The following is a 22,109-nucleotide window of genomic DNA, read 5'->3' as shown; positions in this document are numbered from 1 at the left end:
TACCCAGAAACCCTCAAGGATGTTTTTCTCCCCAATGTAAAACATCCTTTTTCGAACCCAGCTTGATCTTAAAAGCTGGGTCTTTTTTTAAATATTATTGGGGCAATAGACTCAGTTGTTGTAAAGCCTGATACACAATAGCTTTACGTGCTTCTGCATGTGCTGCCTTTTTCATTTCCATATTCAGTGAAAATGCAGTGACCTGACCATTGGGTTGTTCTACCCAACCTGTCCACCATCCCACCTGAGGATTTACATCCATGCCCCATCCACTTTTGGCATAGATTTTGGTGCCCTGAATATCTTCAATTAGCAACATATCTTTAACTTGTTGCTGGGTTGATGAGTCAAATGCAAGTTGTTTTTTCGCCAAGGCATAGGCAAATTTTACTTCCTCCACAGGGGTAATTTCTAAAGGCCCCACTAACCAGAAATTATCCACTTGCGTTCCAATTGACTGATTGCCATACCCGACTCGTTTTACTTCACTGGCCATTAATTCCAGACCGATACGGCGTGCCAGTTCCTGATACACAGGTACAGCCGAAGCCTGCATGGCTTCTGCCAGGGTTAAATCTTTTTCCCAGCTGGTAAATGCCCGCTTCTGTCCATCCCATTTAAATACTTCATTCGGTGAAGTCTTATGATACTGGATACCAATCAAGGCATTCAGCATTTTAAAGGTAGAAGCCGGAATATAGCGCTGATTGGCCCGGTTAAGCGCATTGCCATATTTTTGAATAGCTTTGCCATCATAGGTGACCAGTACACCGGAGGTCTGAATATTTTCAAATGCAGTTGCGATCTGAACTTCAGTGTGTTTCTGCGCGACTAAAGTTTCAACGTGTGGCTGAATATTTTGGCAGCCCAACAGTGTTATTGAGGGAATCACAACTACAGATAGAAAGAGTAATTTTAATTTTTTCGGCATGACTATAAAATTGAACAACACAGAAAGGACCTATGACTATAAGCTTTTTCATGTATCTATACTGTAGCGTTATTTATTAGACAAAATAGGCCATTGCAGACAAAAAAAAGCTCAGCCTTGGGGAAAGCCGAGCTAGTAAAACATTGATGTTTAGAACATCAGAATACTCAAGAAAATGTTATGAGATATTAAAATGCAAATTAGATACCTCTTGCTGATTATTATGTGAATTGCTTCTCGAAAAGTAAAGTTGATTAAATAGATCGGAATTAAAATTCCAATCGTTTTTGCTAATTGGTTATTAAAAATCAGATTTATGAGCTATTTTCAGTTATATTAACCCAACTTGAAAAAACGCATTTTTTTGCCTACCGTTTCGCATAATATCGAAATAAGGTTATTTCAGCTCACGCTTTTGATTACCTTTTTATGACAAAATAAAGCCACAACTTAACGAAAAAAACGATTATAACAATCGAACAAACCAATCAAACTATTTATTTACGACATACCTATTACATTCTATAAAAACTCAAAATATAAGCTTATCTCCTTGTTAGTTATATACTTTATAAATGGTTGACAACAATTCAATTAAACGTTCACTTTTTAAACGATCGTGAGTCACATTTTGAACGTTTATCGGAAGGGCGAATTTATTACATTGACTTCATAAATTGTTACAATACAATGGCTGCAAATTTACTCTTTCTTGTTTTAAAGCTGGAAATCATTATGAAAAAACTCGGTTTAGCCACTGCTCTAGTTTTAGCCATGACCGGTGCTCATGCATACCAAGTCGAAGTTCAAGGTCAATCTGAATTCATCAATGCAACTGATGCAAATGACAAAGACTTCACTGGTGCTGCTCAAGGTACTTACTACTTCAAAAATGTAGATGCGTCTAAAGGTCCTTTAGCTGAAGCGGCTTTCTTAAACCAAGCTTCGAATGTTTCTGCTGCATACAGCTTTGCAAAATTAAGCGGTGACGAATCTGCAACTGTTAAGAACAACTCTTTCGGTGCAAAAGGTGAAGCTTACCTTCCAACTCCTTACTTACCAGTTTATACAAGCGCTTCTTACAGCCACTCTCAAACTAAGTTTGAAGGCGAAAAAGACAATGGCGATCGCTTCGCATTAGAAGTTGGTACTATGCTTACTCCTAACTTCTTGGTTGCTGTTGGTTATACAAACATCGCTGACCAGTTTGCTTTAGACGCGAATAGCGTACTTTCAAGCGGTATTGCTAAATCAGTAGCTCAACCGTTAGTTATTGGCGAAGACCAAGATGCGATCACTGCACGTACGAAATACGTTGGTAACATCGACAATACAAACATGGCTGTAGGTTTTGAAGCTGGTCTTGTTTATGGCGATACAACTGCCTATGAATTAAAAACTGACTTCTATGTAACACCTAAGCTAAGCGTTGGTGCTTCTTATGCAGAAGTAAGTGCTAGCTCAAACCAAGCAAATGATAAATTCTCTCCAATCAAATCTGCTTGGGGCGCGAACGTAAATTACTTCATCACTCCAGCGATTGCTGTTGGTGCTAGCTACGTTAATGCGAACGCGAAAAGCTTCCTAACTGAAGAAGCTGAAACTGTAAACTTAGATACGCAAACTATCGGCTTAAACGCGAAGTTCCGTTTCTAATATTGGATTGTGGTTCTAGCAATAGAACACTAAATTCAAAACAAAAAACCAGTTCTTATGAACTGGTTTTTTGCTTTTTGTTATTTAATAAAATGAGAATCTGGTTTCTCATTTCAACAGCTTACATTTTTTTATCTTCAATATTTAAAGCACTGATTGCCAACACTGCCTGGGTACGGTTCTGTACACCCAATTTACGGAAGATGGCCGTGACATGTGCTTTAATGGTTGCTTCAGAGACTTCCAGTTCATAAGCAATCTGCTTATTCAATAAACCTTCTGCCACCATCATCAACACACGGAACTGCTGTGGTGTCAGTGATTGCAGGCGTTCTGCCAAAGCGGTTTCATCCGCGGCTCTTGGGTCAAAACCGGCATGCGTCGGTAAATTCGGCGGTAGCCAGATTTCACCTTCCAGAACGTGTTTAATTGCCTCACCAATATGGCTTGGATGTGAAGATTTCGGAATATAGCCCATGGCGCCATGTGCAATGGCACGCTGGATGATTGACACTTCTTCATGGGCTGAAACGATGATAATCGGAATGGCAGGGTATTGTGCACGCACATATACCAAAGCAGAGAAACCGGAAGCACCCGGTAGATTTAAATCCAGTAACACCAGATCAGGTTCCGCACCATGTTCTAAGCGTGCATAGAATTCATCAACATCAGCCGTCTCCTGAATTTGTGCCTGAGGCAAACTATAACGAACCGCTTGAATCAAGGCATGTCTAAAGAGAGGATGGTCGTCTACAATTAAAATATTCATAAGCGCTTAAGCTGTCTGCAAGTACGTCACTGTACGATGTTTATTTAAATTCAATCCGTCTAAGCCTATTTTCAATTAGCGCTGAGGTCAAGCACAAGCATTGATTTATTTCTTTTTCCCGCAAAATAAATCAAATATTGATATAACCCGTTTAAATCATATTCAATTAAAAAAGCATATATAAAATTCTGAATATAAACAGTTGATTAAATCTGGATCATTTTAAATGAAGGCGATTACATCGATATATCTATAAAAAAGATAAGCTTGCAGCATTTCCTTATTTTACAGCCCCTATGCCGATATAGATAAATAAATAGCAATTCGAAATGATCTTTTTAGGCAGTTATTATGTCCAATCGCAATACCGTATCGACTCCCCTGAATATTGTTGCTGTTTCTGGTGGTTTAAATAGTCCATCAAAAACTGAAAGTCTGGTTCAGGCCATTTTAGATGAGCTTTCAGAAGCCATTGATATCAAGGTACATTTTGTCAAACTCAGTGAAATCGGACCATTATTGGGCGGCGCCATTTACCGTAATCAATTGCCGCAACGGGTTCAGGATGATCTGGCAGCTGTCGAAGCAGCAGATGCCCTGATTGTCGGTACCCCGGTTTATCGCGCTTCTTTTACGGGCCTGTTCAAGCACTTCTTTGACTTTGTCGAACAGACTGCACTGGTGGATGTCCCTGTCCTACTGGCTGCGTCAGGAGGCAGTGACCGTCATGCGTTGGTGCTCGAACATCAATTACGTCCCCTCTTTAGTTTCTTTCAGGCACAGACTTTACCGATTGGCGTCTACGCGACAGATCGGGACTTTACCCCTGAATATACGGTCAAAAGTGAGCAACTGACGGATCGCGTTACTCTGGCTGTTGCCCGTGCTTTACCGATTTTGGAATGGGCACCCGCCAAAGGCCAGCGTGCCGCAGCCATCAAAACCAAAACCGAGCAGGCCAATCAAAACCTGGGTATTAATAAACAGATTGAACAAGCAGAGGTCTTGCCTTCCGCTGCTGTACCGAATCTGGATGTGGCTGAATCACGCCTGCATCCCAAGTCTGCAAAGAATTTAACGCACGTCGCATAAGCCATAGTTTATGGAGGGTACAACGATGACAATAACAACATCTGCAATCAAATTTGCCTATTGGGTTCCCAATGTAAGTGGTGGTCTGGTTGTGAGTAATATCGAGCAACGTACCGACTGGAGTTATGATTATAATGTGCGTCTGGCACAGGCTGCAGAACGAAACGGTTTTGAATATGCGCTGACCCAGATCCGTTTTACCGCGGGATACGGCGCTGAATATCAACATGAATCAGTCAGTTTTAGTCATGCCTTGTTGGCAAAAACTGAAAAGCTCAAAGTCATCGCAGCCATCCTGCCTGGTCCCTGGAAGCCCGTACTTGCAGCCAAACAGCTGGCCACCATTGACTATCTGACCCAAGGGCGGATTGCCATTAATGTGGTGAGTGGCTGGTTCCGTGGGGAATTCGATGCCATTGGTGAACCGTGGCCAGAACATGATCAACGCTATGTACGCTCGGAAGAGTTTATCCGTACCCTGAAAGGCATCTGGACCACAGACAACTATAGTTTTGACGGCAAATATTACCAGTTCCAGAATTACACCCTTAAACCAAAACCACTGCAACAGCCTCATATCGAAGTATTTCAAGGCGGTAGCTCGCGTGCTGCGCGTGATATGGCTGCGCGTGTGTCCGACTGGTACTTTACCAATGGCAACAGCATTGCAGAAATCAAAAAACAGATTGAGGATGTCCGAACAAAAGCCAAGTTAGAAAATCGTCAGGTCAAAATTGGCGTCAATGCATTTATTATCGCCCGTGATACTGAAGAAGAAGCCAAAGCAGTGCTGAATGAGATTATTGCTCAGGCCAATGTTGAAGCTGTCAATGCCTTTGGAGATGCCACACGTGAAGCAGGTGCAGCAGCGCCTGAATGTGAGGGCAACTGGGCCAAATCGACCTTCGATGATCTGGTGCAATATAACGATGGCTTTAAAACCAATCTGATTGGTACACCACAACAGATTGCAGAACGGATTGTGGCTTTAAAACAGGTCGGCGTTGATCTGGTGCTTTCTGGCTTTCTGCATTTCATTGAGGAAGTCGAATATTTCGGCGAGAAAGTCTTACCACTGGTTCGTCAACTGGAGCAACAACAGGAGACGCTATTGATCGAAAAATCAGCTTAATCTTAAGTAGGAAACAAGAAGAAAAAGAAAAGATAGGGCAAATACTCTCCCCCAAGACTCGGCTTGGGGTCTTTTATTTTAAGTGGTTGCAATTTCCCGCATCACCGTTTCAACCGAATAACGGCACCATTTGGACAACTGCTCAATGAAATCATTCAGCTGCGCAGGATTAAAGTGACTGACAATCATGTAACAGGCATTACCAAGAATTTTAAAACACTCATCGACCTGCTCATATTGTTTGACCAAGTGCTCAACCTCAATAAAAGCCTGCTGATCATTCATAAACAGTTGAATAAACTGCTTGTGTTCATATTGAAGGGCAATGGTGTAATTTTTAATGATGCCAGCATCCATCAGTTGGGCAATACGTGCCCCCACAGCTTGCCCTGTACGATGCACCCGCTGGCCAATTTGTTTATGGCTTAACCGTGAATCCTGTTTCAGCAATTCAATAATTTTTAAGTCGATGGGATCAAGTTCAATATTCATTTTTTCATGACGAAAGAAAACCGGCAACAATGCTTTCACCTGAATATAGCCGATTTTTCACGCTTGCCCTACTCTTGTTTTAACTTAACACTGGAAGTAAAACCATGAAACAGGCCCTGCTGATTATTGATGTGCAAAATGATTATTTTAAACATGGCAAAATGGAACTGGTCAATCCAGACCACGCGCTCACCCAAACCAACATCTTAGAAGATTATTTTATCCAGCATAATTTACCGATTATTTATATCCAGCATATTAGCCCGGCCACTGCCAGCTTCTTTCAGGAAAATAGCATCGGCGCTGAACTACATCCACAGTTAAAAGTAAACAAGCACTCGATTATCGTGGAAAAGCATGTTCCAAATAGTTTTGTAGACACCAATCTACAGGCCATTCTTGAACAGCATCAGGTTGAGCAACTGGTGATTACTGGCATGATGACCCATGTATGTATTGACTCGGGCACACGTGCTGCCAAAGAGCTGGGCTATCAACCGATTGTGATTGCAGATGCCACTGCAACCCGTGATCTCGAATATAACGGTAAAACAGTAAAAGCGGCAGATGTCCAAACTGCATTTTTATCGGCACTGGGTTTTTTTGCCACGGTACAAAGCACGGCTGATTTTTTAGCACAGCATTAAATAATGCACATAAAAAAGAGCGTTCGATAACGCTCTTCTTCAATTCAAACATGGTTATCGGTTCGGGTACACCGTCGCAATCAAATGATCCACCACAGCTGGTTCTGCCAGTGTTGAGGTATCACCAAGCGTATCCAGTTCATTGGCCGCAATCTTTCTCAAGATACGGCGCATAATTTTACCTGAACGCGTTTTTGGCAAGGCAGGTGCCCAATGTAAGGCATCCGGCGTTGCCACTGGCCCAAGGACTTTACGCACCCAGTTCACCAACTCCTTACGCAGCTCTTCCGATTCTTCAACATCGGCCTGCAAGGTGACGAAGGTACATATGCCCTGTCCCTTGATCTCATGCGGCATGCCGACCACAGCCGCCTCAGCAACTGCTTCATGGGCAACCAACGCACTCTCGATTTCAGCCGTACCGAGGCGGTGCCCAGAGACGTTAAGCACGTCATCAACACGTCCGGTAATCCAGTAATAGCCATCTTCATCCCGACGCGCGCCATCACCGGTGAAATAATTGCCTTTAAAGGTCGAAAAATAGGCCTCAATAAAGCGTTCCGGATCTCCCCAAATGGTACGCATCTGGCCTGGCCAAGAATCCTTAATCACCAGATTGCCTTCAGTCGCACCTTCAAGTTCATTGCCTTCACCATCCACCAAGGCAGGTTGCACCCCAAAGAATGGACGTGTGGCCGAACCGGGTTTAAGTGCAGTTGCTCCAGGTAATGGCGAAATCAGAATGCCACCTGTTTCAGTTTGCCACCAGGTATCGACAATTGGACAACGTCCCTCACCGACGACTTCGTGGTACCAGTTCCATGCCTCTGGGTTGATCGGCTCCCCGACAGAACCAAGTAAGCGCAAGCTACTACGATCACTTTCACGCACATAAGCATCACCTTCACGCATCATGGCGCGAATTGCAGTGGGTGCAGTATACAGAATGGTGATGTTGTGCTTATCAATCACATGCCCGATACGCGCCCAGGTCGGATATTGCGGAATGCCTTCAAACATCACGGTTGTGGTGGCATTACTGAGCGGTCCATAAAGTAGGTAACTGTGTCCGGTGATCCAGCCCACATCGGCGGTACACCAATACACGTCATCTTCTTTTAAATCAAAGATTTCTCTAAAGGTACTGTTGACATAAACCAGATAACCGCCGGTGGTATGCAACACACCTTTAGGTTTGCCGGTTGAACCCGAGGTATACAGAATGAATAACGGATCTTCCGCTTTCATGGGCTCAGGCGGACAATGCTCATCCACTTCCATAATGGCAAGGTGATACCAGATATCACGTGCTGCATTAAACTGAATCGGATTACCGGTACGGTGCACCACAATCACATTCTGCACGCTTTCAGTTCCCGCAATCTCTAATGCGGCATCGACATTTTCTTTCAATGGCAGCAACTTGCCGCCACGCATGCCAGCATCCGCAGTAATCACCAGTTTGGCCTGACTGTCTTCAATCCGACTAGCCAGTGAATCTGGCGAGAAGCCACCGAATACTACACAATGCACGGCACCAATCCGTGCACAGGCCAACATCGCAATCGCAGCTTCTGGTACCATCGGCATATACAGCACCACACGATCGCCTTTGCTGATCCCGTGTTTTTTCAAGACATTGGCAAAGCGGCACACTTCATCATGCAATTCGACAAAAGAAATGATCTTGTGACGTGATGGGTGATCACCTTCCCAGATAATCGCCGGCTTTAATGGATTATCCTTAAGATGGCGGTCCAAACAGTTTGCAGAGACATTCAGTTCACCATCTGCAAACCATTCGATTTTAAAATTATCTTGCTGAAAACTGGTATTTTTTACCTGGGTAAACGGTTGGATCCAGTCAATATTTTTTGCTTCTTCTGCCCAAAATGCTTCGGGCTGCTCAATCGATTCCTGATAACGTTTGAAATAGTCTGCTTCCGAGATTCTTGCCGTTTCTTTGAATTTATCAGGCACTGGGTAGATTTCTTTCATAGCTTACTTCCTTGGTCTTTTATTTCATATCCTAGATGCTCTCATCTATTCTTCTGGATATGTTTTGTTCTCTTTAGCAGTATGTGCATCATTTACAAGTGCAAACAATGCGGCTTTGGTCGTAGGAATGTTATTCTGTTACGACTAGGGGCTGTTAACATTTCACCTTGCAAGCTAAAGCTCTCAATGCATGGCTGAAGTGTCAACAGTCCCTAATTTATTTTCAAAAATTTACTCAAAATAATTTAAATCTGAACTGCTTGTCTATGCTTTTTCTTTTTAAAATAAGTGATTATTTTGATCATTGCAGCAAGCTTAAAAGATTTAATAAACAAAAAAACAGGACCCACTTATGTTCAACCCCGAAACACCGACCTCATCCCCACCACTAAACGACCATCCGCTGTCGCCAAACGGCCGTTTTAATCGCCTGAGCTATATTGGCTGGTACGGATTACTCAGTCTGCTGTGCATGGCTGCTTTTCTTAGCCTGTTTGCATTTACCGGGCTTTTTAGCATGAATCAGGTCAATATTGATGCTGCGATAATGTCGGCCTTTTCAGGCTTTTCGGTCTTTGCCCTGATCGCACTGTGGTTGGTGGCAATGTATTTCCAAATTGTATTCTTGATCCGTCGTTTACATGACCTGAATAAAACAGGCTGGCTCAGCCTGCTGATGCTGGTACCTCTGCTGCAGTTCTTTTTTACCTTATATGTGTTACTGGCACCGGGCACGCCACATCGCAATGACTATGGCGAGGTACGTCCTTCACGTGGCTGGGAAAAACTGCTGGCCTGGCTCATGATTCTGGTCACAGTATTGATGATGTTTGGTCTGTTCACTTTTGCTTATTATTTTGCCAGCCCTGACCTGTGGGAAGCTCCAACACAAATGATTCAAAATACAACCGATTATTTCTAGAACATAACAGAAGGTCGGGGATAATCAGAGGGAACAGGTCTATGAATTATGCATGCGTATTCGCAATAAATTCATTATGATTGCTTCCCTCATTGACTCCATCCTTTGCGAAATAGAGATTTTCCTGTGGCGAATGAACAAACAACATTGACTGAAGTGGCAAGAGATACGGGTGAGCTGATTCATCAGGCAGGGACCAAAACCACCCAGACCGTACTCGCTCATACTGAAAAATATCACGATGCCTATACCACGATTGATAAAATCATGGATAGCTTTTGGGAGCGTTTGCCCTATATCGGGATCGCGATTACGGTTTTCGTCATTTTCTGGCTTCTGACCAAATTATTTAAACTGTTTATTCGCAAGACTTTAGAAAATCGCAGCTATACCCGTCAGAATCTGGTGCTGGTCCTGAATCGTGTCGGCAGCACCTTTATTATCTTCTTCGGTTTCCTGATTGCACTGGTCATCGCCATTCCAGGCTTCACCCCCAGCCAGCTGATTGGCGCCTTGGGGATTGGTTCGGTTGCGATTGGTTTTGCCTTTAAGGATATTTTCCAGAACTTGCTGTCAGGTATCCTGATTCTGATCAGTGAACCATTCCGTATTGGCGATGATATTGTGGTCAATGGTCTGGAAGGTAATGTCGAAGATATCCAGATTCGCGCGACTTTTTTACGTTCGCCTGATGGCCGCCGTATCGTGATTCCGAATGCAACCGTCTATACCAGCGCGGTCACAGTCAATAATGCCTACCAGCGCCGTCGTTGTGAATTTGTGGTCGGCATTGGCTATGAAGACGATATGCAAAAGGCCAAACACATCATTCTGGATATTCTGGACCGCAACCTGAATGTACTCAGCCAGCCCGGTTTCTCTGTCAATGTCACGGCGCTTGCAGATTTTTCGATTAACCTGACCGTACGCTGGTGGGTCAATACCACTGAAACCTCGACCTCCACCTCAATCAGTGAAATTCAGGAACAGGTAGTCACTGCATTTGACGAGAAAGGGATCTCTATTCCCTACCCGGTACAGGAAGTCAAAGTCTATCGTGGCGATCAATCTGAACAGGCTGATTCCTCAGACAAACAATCGACCTAAAATATTCGATACGGCTGTTTCAGTCCGCAAAATCCGGTTGCCGATGCTCATAGCCTGGCAGCCGTTTTTTTTGAGTAGATCAACCTCATAGGGAATAAATCCACCCTCTGGTCCCACAATCAAGCTACAGCCCTGCTGAATCGCATAAGGCATGTGCTGGTCTGCATAGGGATGCGCCACATAAGCAGGTCGCTCGGTATTGATCAAGGTCGGCAAGACATCCTCAACGAAGGGCTTAAAACGTTTATAAAGCTGGATCTCGGGTGCAATGGTATCGCCTGCCTGTTCCAGACCAAGCGTCACATAATCATCAAGTTGTTGTAAAAATGGCGTTTGCCAGTAACTTTTATCCACCCGATAACTATGAATCAGGCTGATTCGTTCAACGCCAATCGTCACTGCATCCATGATGATACGACGCAACACTTTGGGCCGTGGCAAGGCGAGAATCAAATGCACAGGCAGTTTTTCCGGAACGGTTTCTAGCCGAACAGGTTTCACCAGAATGCACTGCTCTGAAATTTCCAACACTTCGCTAAGATAACGTGTACCTTGGCGGATGCCCACTTTCAAGGTGTCGCCAATTTTTAAATCAAGATGCTGCCGTAAATGCTGTAATTGACGGGGGGACTCAATTTTCCATGCATCACTACCAGCAATCTGCTCAGGTTCAAGTAAAACGATATTCATGGCAAAGTGGCTTGTGCTAAATAATGATCAAGTAACTGAATGTGTTTTTGTAAGGAACCCTGATTGCGTTGCAACACCTGTTGTGCACGTTCAAGCCGTTGCGAGACTTGGGCAGAATTCTCCAGGCAACTCAATAACTGCTGTACCACCTGCGCTGCATCCTCACCGATCAGAATCGCTTGTTCAGCCACGAACTCATCCACAATCGTTTGAAAATTAAAGTATCGTGGTCCAATCACGGTCGGCACATCCAGCACCATTGGCTCTAAGATATTATGTCCGCCACCTGGCTCATTCAATGAACCACCAACAAAACAGGCTTGACTCAAGCCATACCACAGCCACATTTCGCCCATGCTGTCAGCAAGAAAGACTTGGGTATCCGCCTGAACCGGCTGTTGCAGACTACGGCGTTGCGTTTTCAAATTTAGACGCTGGCAAACTTGAAATACCTCATCAAAACGTTCCGGATGTCGTGGCACCACGATACAGAGTAAATCCGGATTTGAATTTAAATGCGGTTGCAACTGTTGCAACAGGCTTTGTTCTTCAGGCGCATGAGTACTGGCCAGCGTGATGATCTGACGTCCCGACAATGGCCAATCCTGTTTCAGTTGCCGTGCTTGCGCCACAAAATGTTCCGGCGCAGTAATGTCAAATTTAATATTGCCGACTACCTGACTGTCAGCTTGATCAAATCCCAAGCTGACATAACGTTGTTGCGTAGCCTCATCTTGTGCCAGCATCCAGGTCAACTGTTGCAACATGGGCCGGGTTAAACGGCGAACTTTAGCGTAACCTTGGGCTGATTTTTCAGAAAGGCGGGCATTTAATAGAATACAGGGAATCTGCTGTCGTTTGGCTTCGGCAATCAGGTTCGGCCAGATTTCGGTTTCAACCAAAGCCAGTATTTTCGGTTGATAACGCTGAAAAAACTGTTTGAGTAAGGGCTTCTGATCCACAGGCAGATACACTGCCTGAAATAAATCTAGATAGGGTGCTTTTTGAAACAGTGATTTTGCCCGTGCCTGCCCGGTCTTGGTGGTATTGGTGACCAAAACGGGGTGGCCTAATTTTAAGTAATGCTCAATTAAAGGCTGGGCGGCATTGGTTTCCCCAACGGATACCGCATGAAACCAGATTGCATCCGTATTTTTGACGGACTGGAATGGACCAAAACGTTCAAGACACTCCTGCTGAAACAGTGCATCACTTTCCGCCCGCTGTTTGATTTTCCAACGATATAACGGTTTGAGACAGGTCAGTAGAAAGTTATACCAGAACGGGGTTTGCTGTACTGCGTTTTGCTGCGCCATCCGAGACCATCATTGACAATTTGATTCCCGCTCATTATGCGGAATTTAAATAAAAAACTCATGCAATTTTGGTAAATTACATGAGTCATTTGTAGCATTTAATACGGCTTAAGCTTCTAACTTTTCAAATACCGGATAATCGGTATAGCCTTCCGCACCGGCACCATACAGGGTTTGGGGCTGAAGTGGATTTAAAGGCAAATCATGTTGCAAACGATCTAGCAAATCTGGATTGGCAATATACTGTTTACCAAATGAAACCGCATCCGCCTGACCAGTTGCCAGAATACGTTTCGCAGATTCAGCAGTTAGGCCTTCATTGGCAATCCATACACCTTTAAATTTAGGACGTAATTTTGGCATTAGGCTATCTTCTGCTTCATATTCACGCGTGAAAATAAATCCAATGTTACGCTGATCCAGTTGCTCCACCACATAACCAAAGGTTGCCAACGGATTTTCATCCCCCATGTCATGCGAATCACCGCGTGGTGCCAAATGGACACCGACACGACCAGCGCCCCATACCTCAATAAAGGCATCGACCACTTGCAATAATAAACGCGCACGATTTTCAATTGGACCGCCGTATTCATCATCACGTTGGTTGGTGGTGCTTTGCAGAAACTGATCGATCAGATAACCATTGGCGGCATGCAATTCAACCCCATCAAAACCAGCGGCTTTTGCCAGTTCAGCCGCATGTTTATATTGCGCGACAATTTCCTGAATTTCTTCATGCGATAAAGCACGTGGAGTTACAAAAGGACGTTTTGGTCGAAGCAGGCTCACTTCACCTGCAGGCTGAATCGCACTCGGTGCGACAGGCGTATCGCCATCCAATAAGTCCGGATGTGAAATACGTCCAACATGCCAGAGCTGAACCACAATTTTTGAACCCTGTGCGTGCACAGCATCAACAATCTTATGCCATGCCTGAGCCTGTTCTTGTGACCACAGACCAGGCGTATTGGCATAACCCGCTGCTTTCGGACTGATGACGGTCGCTTCAGTAAGAATTAGGCCCGCATTGGCACGTTGTTGATAATATTCCACCATTAAATCATTCGGAATACGGTGTTCACCACTACGTGCTCTGGTCAGAGGTGCTAAAACCAGACGATTTTTAATGGTAAAATCACCTACTTGTAACGCAGAATTTAGTTCAGCCATGATCGCCTCAACTTACACTTGTTGATTTAAAGTGTTTGTTTTAAATGTTCGATATATTGCTGAATCAAAGCTTCATTACGGGTGAAATATGACCATTGCCCATATTTTTCGACCTTAATCAGACCTGCCTGTTGCAATACAGACAAATGATTCGACATGGTCGACTGTGCAACTTTTCCTAAACGTTCGATGTGCCCTGCACATACGCCCCGTTCGAAACTGCCACCACATTCCTGTACCGGTAAAAATTGCTCAGGCTCTTTCAACCATTGCAAAATCTGTCGACGTAATGGATTGGCTAAGGCCTTGCTTATTACATCAATATCCATAGACTCACCACGCTTCTCAACAGGCAAAGCTTTGTTCAGCATCTAAATCCAGTATATCGAAATTTTCAAATATTAATATCCATTTTTTTCGATATTAATATCATGTTTTTTCGATTGACCAGCCGATGCTGAACGAGATTGCCGTTTTAATTGATAAAAACTTATAGACCTTGCTTCAAACTTGCTTCGATAAATTTATCTAGGTCACCATCTAAAACTGCTTTGGTATTAGAGGTTTCCACACTGGTACGCAAGTCTTTAATACGTGAATCATCCAGGACATAAGAACGAATCTGGCTGCCCCAGCCAATATCAGATTTCGAATCTTCCAGCGCCTGTGCCGCTTCATTACGTTTGCTCATCTCTAATTCATAGAGTTTGGCACGTAACTGTTTCCAAGCATGGTCACGGTTGGCGTGTTGTGAACGCTGGTTCTGACATGCCACCACAATACCGGTTGGTGCGTGAGTTAAACGGACCGCAGAGTCAGTTTTGTTAATGTGCTGACCACCTGCACCCGATGCACGGTAAGTATCAGTACGGACATCAGAAGGATTAATATCGATTTCGATATTGTCATCAATCTCAGGTGAAATGAACACCGCCGAGAATGAAGTATGACGGTTATTGTTACTATCAAATGGTGATTTACGCACTAAACGGTGAACACCGCTTTCAGTTCGTAACCAGCCATAAGCGAACTCGCCATCGACACGAATGGTCGCAGATTTAATCCCTGCCACATCACCATCCGACACTTCCATCAATTCCGCTTTAAAACCGTGACGCTCGATCCAGCGCAAGTACATACGCAATAACATCGATGCCCAGTCTTGTGCCTCTGTCCCGCCAGAACCTGACTGGATTTCAAGGAAGCAAGGATTTGGATCCATCGGATTGCTAAACATACGGCGGAATTCAAGATTACCTAAAGCCTGTTCAGCACTGTCTAATTCAGTCTGTACATCGACCAGCAGGCTTTCATCATCTGCTTCAACAGCAAGATCCAGCATGGCTTTGGCATCATCGAGCTGTTCTGCAAGACGATCAAATACACCAATAGTATTTTCTAGGCTGCCCTTTTCTTTCGCGATCGCCTGAGCACGACTTTGATCATTCCAGATCGCAGGGTCTTCTAATTCTCTTAAAACTTCTTCTAAACGCTCAACCTTTAGATCGTAGTCAAAGATACCCCCGTAGTGTTTGGCTACGATCAGATAAATCTTTCAATTGGACTAAATACGGATTAATTTCCACGCGTGTTTTCTCACAATTTTCTCACTTAATCCGCTATTTTAACATAACTGTTTTGGTCGACACAGCACCCTTATTCTGGCTCAATATGTTGAAGAAAATAATCTCTCAAGTAAGCTGGACTGCTAAATCAACTATATTTTAGGCCTTAATTTTGATTAAAATTTCTTAACAATTCACTTAAATTAGTCTTTAAAATAGCCAAAAACACAATCTCTACTAAGTTTTAATAATTCAAAACAATTGAAATTTATTTTTAAATATCAAAATCTTGTCGTGTCAATTTTACAAGTCCATTACATTTGTACACTCTGCTTACGTTCCTGCGATTGACGCTCCTGTTATTTCAATTAGACTGGTAGTTGTAACAAAACATGTAATTAACATTCATCTGGTTCATTATCTCAAAAGGGGCATAACCATGAAAAAATTAGCAATTGCATCAGCACTATTATCTGCTTTGGCAGTAACAGGCACTGCTCATGCTTATCAAGCTGAAGTTGGTGGTTCTTATAATTATCTTGATCCGGATCACGGCAACAGCGTAAGCAAATTTGGTGTCGATGGAACTTATTATTTCAATCCAGTTCAGACCCGTAATGCACCGCTTGCAGAAGCAGCTTTCTTAAATCGTGCCAGTAATGTTGACGCCCATGTGAATTATGGCGATAACAGTGGGACTAAAGATACACAATATGGTGTAGGTATTGAATACTACGTTCCAAATTCTGATTTCTACCTCAGTGGTGATGTAGGAAGACAGGAACGTGAAATTGACAAAATCAATTACGACCAAAAATTAACGACCTATGCTGCTGAAGTAGGTTATTTACCAGCGCCTGGTTTATTACTTGCTTTAGGTGTGAAAGGTTACGATGAGAAGAATGGTAAAGACGGCGCAGATCCTACCGTTCGTGCGAAATACGTAACACAGGTCGGCGGCAACGATATCAACCTTGAAGCTTATGGCGCTTTTGGTGATCTTGACGAATACCGCGTTAAAGGCGACTATTACCTTGATAAAACTTTAAGCGTAGGTGCTGATTACTATAACAATGACCTAACTGATAAGGATGAATGGGGTATTAATGCCAAGAAATTCTTAAATCAGCAAGTGAGTGTTGAAGGCCGTATTGGTTTCGGCGATAACGATAAAAACTACGGTGTTCGTGCCGCTTATCGTTTCTAATCTCCGCCAGGAACAAAAAATCCGCTCAAATGAGCGGATTTTTTTATTGTTTTAAATAGGCAATTTGCAGCTGCAGACTGGTATTGCCATTAAAGACATTACGTTCCAGTGTATAGACCAGATCGACATGGCCCAGCATGGGATCAAATTCAAAACGATCTTTGGCATTAAAGGCAATGGCATCGACCGAATGTGGCCCGACCGCCAGTTTCAATTTCAGATGCTGTTCTTTCAACCAGCGATAATCAATGACTTTGAAGCGTCCCTCGAATTGAGGTAATGGAAACTTTTGTCCCCACGGGCCCAGTTGTTCGATCCAGTCCAGGGTTCCCAAATGCAGATCGGCATCGGTCAATTCACCATCCGTCCACAAAGTCGCTTGAAATAGATCCTCATCCATCTCGGCAATCGACTGGGTAAATACACTTTTAAATGCCTCAAAATGTTCTTTTTTCAGGGTTAAGCCGGCTGCCGCAGCATGACCACCAAAATGGCTGACCAGATGCGGATACTGCTCAGCCACCTGCTCAATGGTATCGCGAATATGAATACCTTCGATCGAACGTGCTGACCCCTTGATATGTACACCATCCTCATCAGGTGCAAACACCAGACTGGGGCGATGGAACTGTTCCTTTAAGCGCCCTGCCACAATGCCAATCACCCCTTGATGCCATTGTTCATCAAACATCACCAGTGCAGCCGGTAGATGGGTCGTTTCCAGTTGAATATGTTGCAGCGCTTGCATTGCCTGCTGCTTCATTTCATTTTCCACCTGACGGCGTTCGATATTCAATTGGTTCAACTGTTGCGCCAGCGGATAAGCCGTTGACATATCGGCGGCCAGCAGGCATTCAATACCGATCCGCATGCTTTCCATCCGTCCCGCTGCGTTAATGCGGGGACCAATAACAAAACCTAAATCTTGTGCGCGCAAGCTGGCAGGATCACGCCCGGCAATATCCAGTAAGGCCAAAATGCCAGCACGACACTGCTGTTGCTGAATCCGCTTTAATCCCGCATCAATCAGGATCCGGTTGTTATAATCCAGTGTCGCCACATCGGCATAGGTGCCCAAAGCCACCAGATCCAGATATTGCGTCACTTTAGCGCTACTTTTCCCTTGCTGAGTCCGTGAACTTGCCAATCTTGCCAGCACATAGAAAGCAACCCCGACACCAGCCAGAGCCTTACTGGGAAAGTCACAGCCCAGTTGGTTCGGGTTGACCACCGCTTCGGCAGTTGGGGTCGGTTTAGTGGTGAGGTGATGGTCGGTGATGATCACCTGCATGCCTAGCGCTTGGGCGGTTTCCACCCCTGCATGACTGGAAATACCATTATCCACGGTAATCAGAAGCTCGGGCTGATAACTGTGCTGGGCCAATTCGGCAATTGCCGGGGTCAGACCGTAGCCGTACTTAAACCGGTCAGGCACCAGATACTCGACCTTGGCGCCCATTTCTTGCAAGACCAGCACCATCAAAGCAGTGCTGGTTGCACCATCCGCATCATAATCCCCAACAATCACGATCTGTTTTTGTTGATCAATGGCTTGGTCCATCAACTCAACTGCCGTCTCCAGGCCTTTTAATGCTGGGGGCAGTAAATGTTTCAGTTTCAGTTCAAGCTCTTGTTCTGACTGCACACCCCGTCTGGCCAGAATTTCAGCAATAAAAGCAGGCACGCCCTGAAACTGTTCAGGGCGTGTAATTAAAGGTCTTTTTTGAATTTGCATCTGTGTCATTTATGGCATCAAACGTTGTAGGGCCCAGCGGTCGTCTTGTTTTTCATAACTTAAACGATCATGTAAGCGATTTGGTCGCCCCTGCCAGAACTCATAATAATCCGCTTCTAAGCGGTAACCGCCCCAGAACTCAGGTTTGTCCAGCTCAGCCTGAGCTTGGTCCTGTAATGCTTGAAAGCGTTGTTGCAGTACTTCACGACTCTCAATCACGCCACTCTGTGGTGTACTGATATGCGCTGCAATCTGACTATCACGTGGACGTTTATGGTAATAGTCGGTCGATTCCTGTTCAGAAATCTTGGCCACCTTGCCACCAATACGGACTTGACGCTCCAGACTCGGCCAATAGAATAACAATTCAGCATAAGGGTTTTCCGCAAGGTCCAATCCTTTCTGACTGTCATAATTGGTATAGAAGTCATAACCCGCTTCTGTGGCACCACGTAACAAAACCGTACGTACATGTGGACGGCCTTGTGCATTTGCGGTGGCTAAAGACATGGCATAAGGTTCATGCAAATTCGCGGCAAGGGCATGATTAAACCAGTTTAAAAACTGCAAGTGAGGCTGATCGCTCACTTGGGTTTCATGTAATTCACCTTGTTCATAGCTTAAACGCAATTCACTCAGGTCTTTAATCACATCATTCATGCGGGAACTCTCTTAAGCTGCCTGGGCGTGAGCACGGACCGCATCAGCCAAATGGTTCGCCAATGCTTCAACTTCTTGCTGTTGATCGCCTTCCACCATGACACGAATAACAGGTTCAGTACCTGACTTACGAATCAAGAGTCGACCACGGCCTTTGAGTTGCTGCTCTGCTTTTTCAAACTCTGCAACCAGTGCAGGAATCGAATAAGGGTCAATCATGTCCTGTAGACGCACATTGACCAAGACTTGCGGGAACAGTTCAAAGCCTGCAACCAGTTCATGTAAAGCCTTACCCTGCTCCACCATCACGGTTAACACCTGAAGTGCTGCAATGATCGCATCACCAGTGGTACTCTTATCCAGCGTCAGGATATGCCCTGAAGGTTCACCACCTGTGACCCAGTTATTTTCTTCCAAGGCCTGTAATACATAGCGGTCACCCACTTTGGCACGGACAAAGCCAACCTCGGCCTGTTGTAAGGCCAGTTCCAGTGCCATATTGCTCATCACAGTACCCACTACGCCTGCTGGCTTATGGTTTGCCTGTGTCGCAAGGATATACAGGATGTGGTCACCATCAACCAGTTGACCATTTTTATCCACCATGACCACACGGTCTGCATCACCATCAAACGCAATCCCCAGATCCGCCTGATGCGCTACTACTGCTTTTTGCAATTGCTCAGGATGAGTTGAACCGCAGTTTTCATTGATGTTTAAACCATCTGGCTCATTAAACAGTGGAATAACTTTCGCGCCTAATTCACGGAATACCGATGGCCCAACGCTATAAGCAGCGCCATTGGCACAATCCACCACGATTTTCAAATTACGCAGGTCGAAATGGTAGGGGAAGGTCGATTTACAAAATTCGATATAGCGACCATTGGCATCTTTGACACGTACGCTTTTACCGAGATTTGCCGTGTCCTCGATGACCAGCTCTTTTTCTAATTCCTGGTTAATCTGATCCTGAATGGCATCAGGTAATTTCTTGCCTTCACTGGAGAAAAATTTAATCCCGTTATCGAAATATGGATTATGCGATGCTGAAATGACGATACCCGCATGCGCATGTAGTGCACGGGTTAAATGCGCAATCGCTGGTGTTGGCAAAGGACCTAACAGATGCACATAAACACCTGCGGCATTCAAGCCAGCTTGTAGAGCCGCTTCCAGAATATAGCCAGATAAACGGGTATCTTTTCCTAATACCACAATCGGCTTACTTTTAGGATTATTTCTTTTTAATACTGTTCCTGCGGCAAAACCTAGTTTTAATGCGAACTCTGGGGTAATTGGCATTTGTCCAAACTTGCCTCGAATTCCATCAGTACCAAAATAGCTCATGTTTTACTCACTTTCTTATCTTTTATATGGCCTGTAACCATATCCTTCTTCATCCTGTTCACTTTACACCAAAACAAAAAAAACCGTCAGTACACTGACGGTTTTTCGATCGGCAAAATTACCAAAAATCAACCAACTCGGTAGTTTGGTGCTTCCTTGGTAATGGTTACATCATGCACATGTGATTCAGACATACCTGCTGAAGTAATTTTCACAAATTTCGCATTTTGACGAAGATCTTCAATCACAGATGAACCGGTATAGCCCATAGATGAACGTAAGCCACCCATCATTTGATGAACGATGTTGCCCATTGGGCCTTTATATGGCACGCGGCCTTCAATGCCTTCTGGCACTAACTTCTCAGCACCTGCTTTAGCGTCCTGGAAGTAACGGTCCGCAGAACCGGATACACCTGCCATCGCGCCTAATGAACCCATACCACGGTAAGCTTTGTAGTAACGACCCTGGAAGAACTCAACCTCACCAGGTGCTTCTTCAGTACCAGCAAGGAGTGAACCGACCATAATCGTACTTGCACCTGCGCCGATTGCTTTCGCCATATCGCCAGAGAAACGGATACCGCCATCTGCAATCAAAGGAATCTGATCTTTCAGTGCATTGGCAACGCTGTCAATCGCCGAAATCTGTGGCATACCAATACCAGCAACGATACGTGTAGTACAGATTGAACCTGGACCAATACCGACTTTGACCGCATCTGCACCAGCATCAAGCAAGGCCAACGCTGCATCACCCGTTGCAATGTTGCCACCAATCACTTGAACTTGTGGGTAGTTGGCTTTTACCCAACGTACGCGTTCAATCACACCAGCAGAATGACCATGCGCCGTATCAACCACAATTGCATCGACACCCGCCTCAACTAAAGCCTCTACACGGCTTGGAGTTTCAGCACCGGTACCGACTGCAGCGCCGACACGTAAACGGCCTAAATCATCTTTACAGCTGTTTGGATAGCTTTCGGCTTTACGGAAATCGGTCACCGTAATTAGACCTTTCAGCTCATGGTTCTCACCAATCACCAACACTTTTTCAATACGATGCTTTTGAAGCAAAGCTTGGATATTTTCTTTTGATTCACCTTCACGAACAGTCACCAAACGGTCTTGACCGGTCATGATGTTGCTTACAGGCTGTTCAAGATTGGTTTCAAAACGTGTATCACGTCCGGTGACAATACCCACCACTTTGCCGTCTTTCACAACAGGCACGCCGCTAATATTATTGGCCTGGGTAATCGCAATCAGTTCACGCACTGTTGTCTCAGGTGATACAGTGATTGGATCTTTCACCATACCTGCTTCAAATTTTTTCACACGACGGACTTCAGCAGCTTGTGCTGCGATATCCATGTTTTTGTGCAAAATACCTATACCACCGTTTTGCGCCATTGCAATCGCCATACGTGATTCAGTCACGGTATCCATTGCAGCAGAAACGAGAGGGATATTAAGTTGAATTCCGCGAGTTAAACGTGTCTTTAAGGAGACATCTTTTGGGAGAACAGTTGAGTAGGCAGGAAGTAATAAGACATCATCGAAGGTTAACGCTTCTTGAACGATGGTCAGCATAACAATCTCACTGGTAATTTCCGTGAGCTATTATAAACAAATTTCGATGTGATTTTCATTTTCTATGAT

General features: G+C 44.5%; 20 protein-coding genes. 7 read left to right on the top strand and 13 right to left on the bottom strand.

Annotated features, from left to right (window positions below; translation table 11 throughout):
- Positions 1–94 precede the first annotated feature (94 nt).
- Positions 95–931, bottom strand: a complete 837-nt coding sequence (blaOXA, locus tag JO943_RS06940; RefSeq protein WP_202740373.1) for an OXA-294 family class D beta-lactamase — start codon at positions 929–931, stop codon at positions 95–97.
- A gap of 690 nt (positions 932–1,621) precedes the next feature.
- Here blaOXA and omp33-36 point away from each other — a divergent pair.
- A complete protein-coding gene (gene omp33-36, locus JO943_RS06935) occupies positions 1,622–2,587 on the top strand; it encodes a porin Omp33-36 (RefSeq protein ID WP_265102658.1) in 966 nt (321 codons plus the stop codon).
- A 121-nt stretch (positions 2,588–2,708) separates the two neighbouring features.
- Here the strand turns inward: omp33-36 and JO943_RS06930 are convergent, their stop codons facing one another.
- The gene (locus tag JO943_RS06930) at positions 2,709–3,359 is read right to left on the bottom strand and encodes a response regulator (protein ID WP_005227861.1); all 651 of its coding nucleotides are present in this window, start codon (positions 3,357–3,359) and stop codon (positions 2,709–2,711) included.
- A gap of 351 nt (positions 3,360–3,710) precedes the next feature.
- Here JO943_RS06930 and msuE point away from each other — a divergent pair, with 351 nt between their 5' ends.
- Together msuE and sfnG are read left to right on the top strand one after the other, a co-directional pair.
- On the top strand, positions 3,711–4,451 hold the full coding sequence (msuE, locus tag JO943_RS06925; protein ID WP_202740372.1) for an FMN reductase: 741 nt from the start codon (positions 3,711–3,713) through the stop codon (positions 4,449–4,451).
- A gap of 25 nt (positions 4,452–4,476) precedes the next feature.
- Positions 4,477–5,583, top strand: coding sequence for a dimethylsulfone monooxygenase SfnG (gene sfnG, locus JO943_RS06920; protein WP_202740371.1), 1,107 nt, complete (start codon positions 4,477–4,479; stop codon positions 5,581–5,583).
- 78 nt (positions 5,584–5,661) lie between these two features.
- Here sfnG and JO943_RS06915 read toward each other — a convergent pair whose 3' ends face one another.
- A complete protein-coding gene (locus tag JO943_RS06915) occupies positions 5,662–6,075 on the bottom strand; it encodes an Lrp/AsnC family transcriptional regulator (protein WP_032883211.1) in 414 nt (137 codons plus the stop codon).
- 104 nt (positions 6,076–6,179) lie between these two features.
- On the opposite strand from JO943_RS06915, the gene JO943_RS06910 reads away from it, so the two are divergent.
- Entirely contained in the window at positions 6,180–6,722 is a 543-nt protein-coding gene (locus JO943_RS06910) for a cysteine hydrolase family protein (RefSeq protein WP_202740370.1), read from the top strand.
- A 54-nt stretch (positions 6,723–6,776) separates the two neighbouring features.
- Here JO943_RS06910 and acs read toward each other — a convergent pair whose 3' ends face one another.
- Positions 6,777–8,720, bottom strand: a complete 1,944-nt coding sequence (gene acs, locus JO943_RS06905; RefSeq protein WP_202740369.1) for an acetate--CoA ligase — start codon at positions 8,718–8,720, stop codon at positions 6,777–6,779.
- 352 nt (positions 8,721–9,072) lie between these two features.
- On the opposite strand from acs, the gene JO943_RS06900 reads away from it, so the two are divergent.
- Complete coding sequence (locus JO943_RS06900) at positions 9,073–9,642, top strand: DUF805 domain-containing protein (RefSeq protein WP_202740368.1); 570 nt, start codon at positions 9,073–9,075, stop codon at positions 9,640–9,642.
- Between the two features lie 126 nt (positions 9,643–9,768).
- Positions 9,769–10,749 (top strand): mechanosensitive ion channel family protein, encoded by a 981-nt coding sequence (locus JO943_RS06895; protein WP_202740367.1) that lies wholly within the window; start codon positions 9,769–9,771, stop codon positions 10,747–10,749.
- Here JO943_RS06895 and JO943_RS06890 read toward each other — a convergent pair.
- The 5 genes from JO943_RS06890 to prfB all read right to left on the bottom strand — a co-directional run bounded on the left by JO943_RS06890 (position 10,729) and on the right by prfB (position 15,514).
- Complete coding sequence (locus tag JO943_RS06890; RefSeq protein WP_202740366.1) at positions 10,729–11,439, bottom strand: 16S rRNA (uracil(1498)-N(3))-methyltransferase; 711 nt, start codon at positions 11,437–11,439, stop codon at positions 10,729–10,731. The two genes, JO943_RS06895 and JO943_RS06890, sit on opposite strands and share 21 nt — an antisense overlap.
- On the bottom strand, positions 11,436–12,755 hold the full coding sequence (locus JO943_RS06885; RefSeq protein ID WP_202740365.1) for a 3-deoxy-D-manno-octulosonic acid transferase: 1,320 nt from the start codon (positions 12,753–12,755) through the stop codon (positions 11,436–11,438). Before JO943_RS06885 ends, JO943_RS06890 begins: the two co-directional genes overlap by 4 nt.
- Positions 12,756–12,863: 108 nt before the next feature.
- Positions 12,864–13,928: an alkene reductase gene (locus JO943_RS06880; RefSeq protein WP_202740364.1), complete on the bottom strand. Its 1,065-nt coding sequence runs from the start codon at positions 13,926–13,928 to the stop codon at positions 12,864–12,866.
- Positions 13,929–13,954: 26 nt separating this feature from the next.
- On the bottom strand, positions 13,955–14,257 hold the full coding sequence (locus JO943_RS06875) for an ArsR/SmtB family transcription factor (protein ID WP_005403396.1): 303 nt from the start codon (positions 14,255–14,257) through the stop codon (positions 13,955–13,957).
- Positions 14,258–14,418: 161 nt separating this feature from the next.
- A protein-coding gene (gene prfB / locus JO943_RS06870; protein WP_126687562.1) for a peptide chain release factor 2 occupies positions 14,419–15,514 on the bottom strand; the annotation gives its coding sequence in 2 pieces (ribosomal slippage) (positions 14,419–15,441 and positions 15,443–15,514; 1,095 coding nt in all).
- Between the two features lie 418 nt (positions 15,515–15,932).
- On the opposite strand from prfB, the gene JO943_RS06865 reads away from it, so the two are divergent.
- Positions 15,933–16,700, top strand: coding sequence for a putative porin (locus JO943_RS06865; RefSeq protein ID WP_005227880.1), 768 nt, complete (start codon positions 15,933–15,935; stop codon positions 16,698–16,700).
- A gap of 43 nt (positions 16,701–16,743) precedes the next feature.
- Here JO943_RS06865 and recJ read toward each other — a convergent pair whose 3' ends face one another.
- The 4 genes from recJ to guaB all read right to left on the bottom strand — a co-directional run bounded on the left by recJ (position 16,744) and on the right by guaB (position 22,040).
- Positions 16,744–18,444, bottom strand: coding sequence for a single-stranded-DNA-specific exonuclease RecJ (gene recJ, locus JO943_RS06860; protein WP_202740363.1), 1,701 nt, complete (start codon positions 18,442–18,444; stop codon positions 16,744–16,746).
- A complete protein-coding gene (gene pdxH, locus JO943_RS06855; RefSeq protein ID WP_202740362.1) occupies positions 18,445–19,095 on the bottom strand; it encodes a pyridoxamine 5'-phosphate oxidase in 651 nt (216 codons plus the stop codon). It lies immediately after the preceding gene.
- A gap of 12 nt (positions 19,096–19,107) precedes the next feature.
- Entirely contained in the window at positions 19,108–20,445 is a 1,338-nt protein-coding gene (gene glmM, locus JO943_RS06850; protein WP_005282417.1) for a phosphoglucosamine mutase, read from the bottom strand.
- Between the two features lie 128 nt (positions 20,446–20,573).
- Positions 20,574–22,040 (bottom strand): IMP dehydrogenase, encoded by a 1,467-nt coding sequence (guaB, locus tag JO943_RS06845; RefSeq protein WP_005227887.1) that lies wholly within the window; start codon positions 22,038–22,040, stop codon positions 20,574–20,576.
- Positions 22,041–22,109 lie beyond the last annotated feature (69 nt).

The organism is Acinetobacter sp. 'aerobic (ED)' (assembly GCF_904886855.1).
GTDB lineage: Bacteria > Pseudomonadota > Gammaproteobacteria > Pseudomonadales > Moraxellaceae > Acinetobacter > Acinetobacter courvalinii.
The sequence above is the reverse complement of the archived record's forward strand: the minus strand, read 5'-3'. Positions and strand labels throughout refer to the sequence as shown.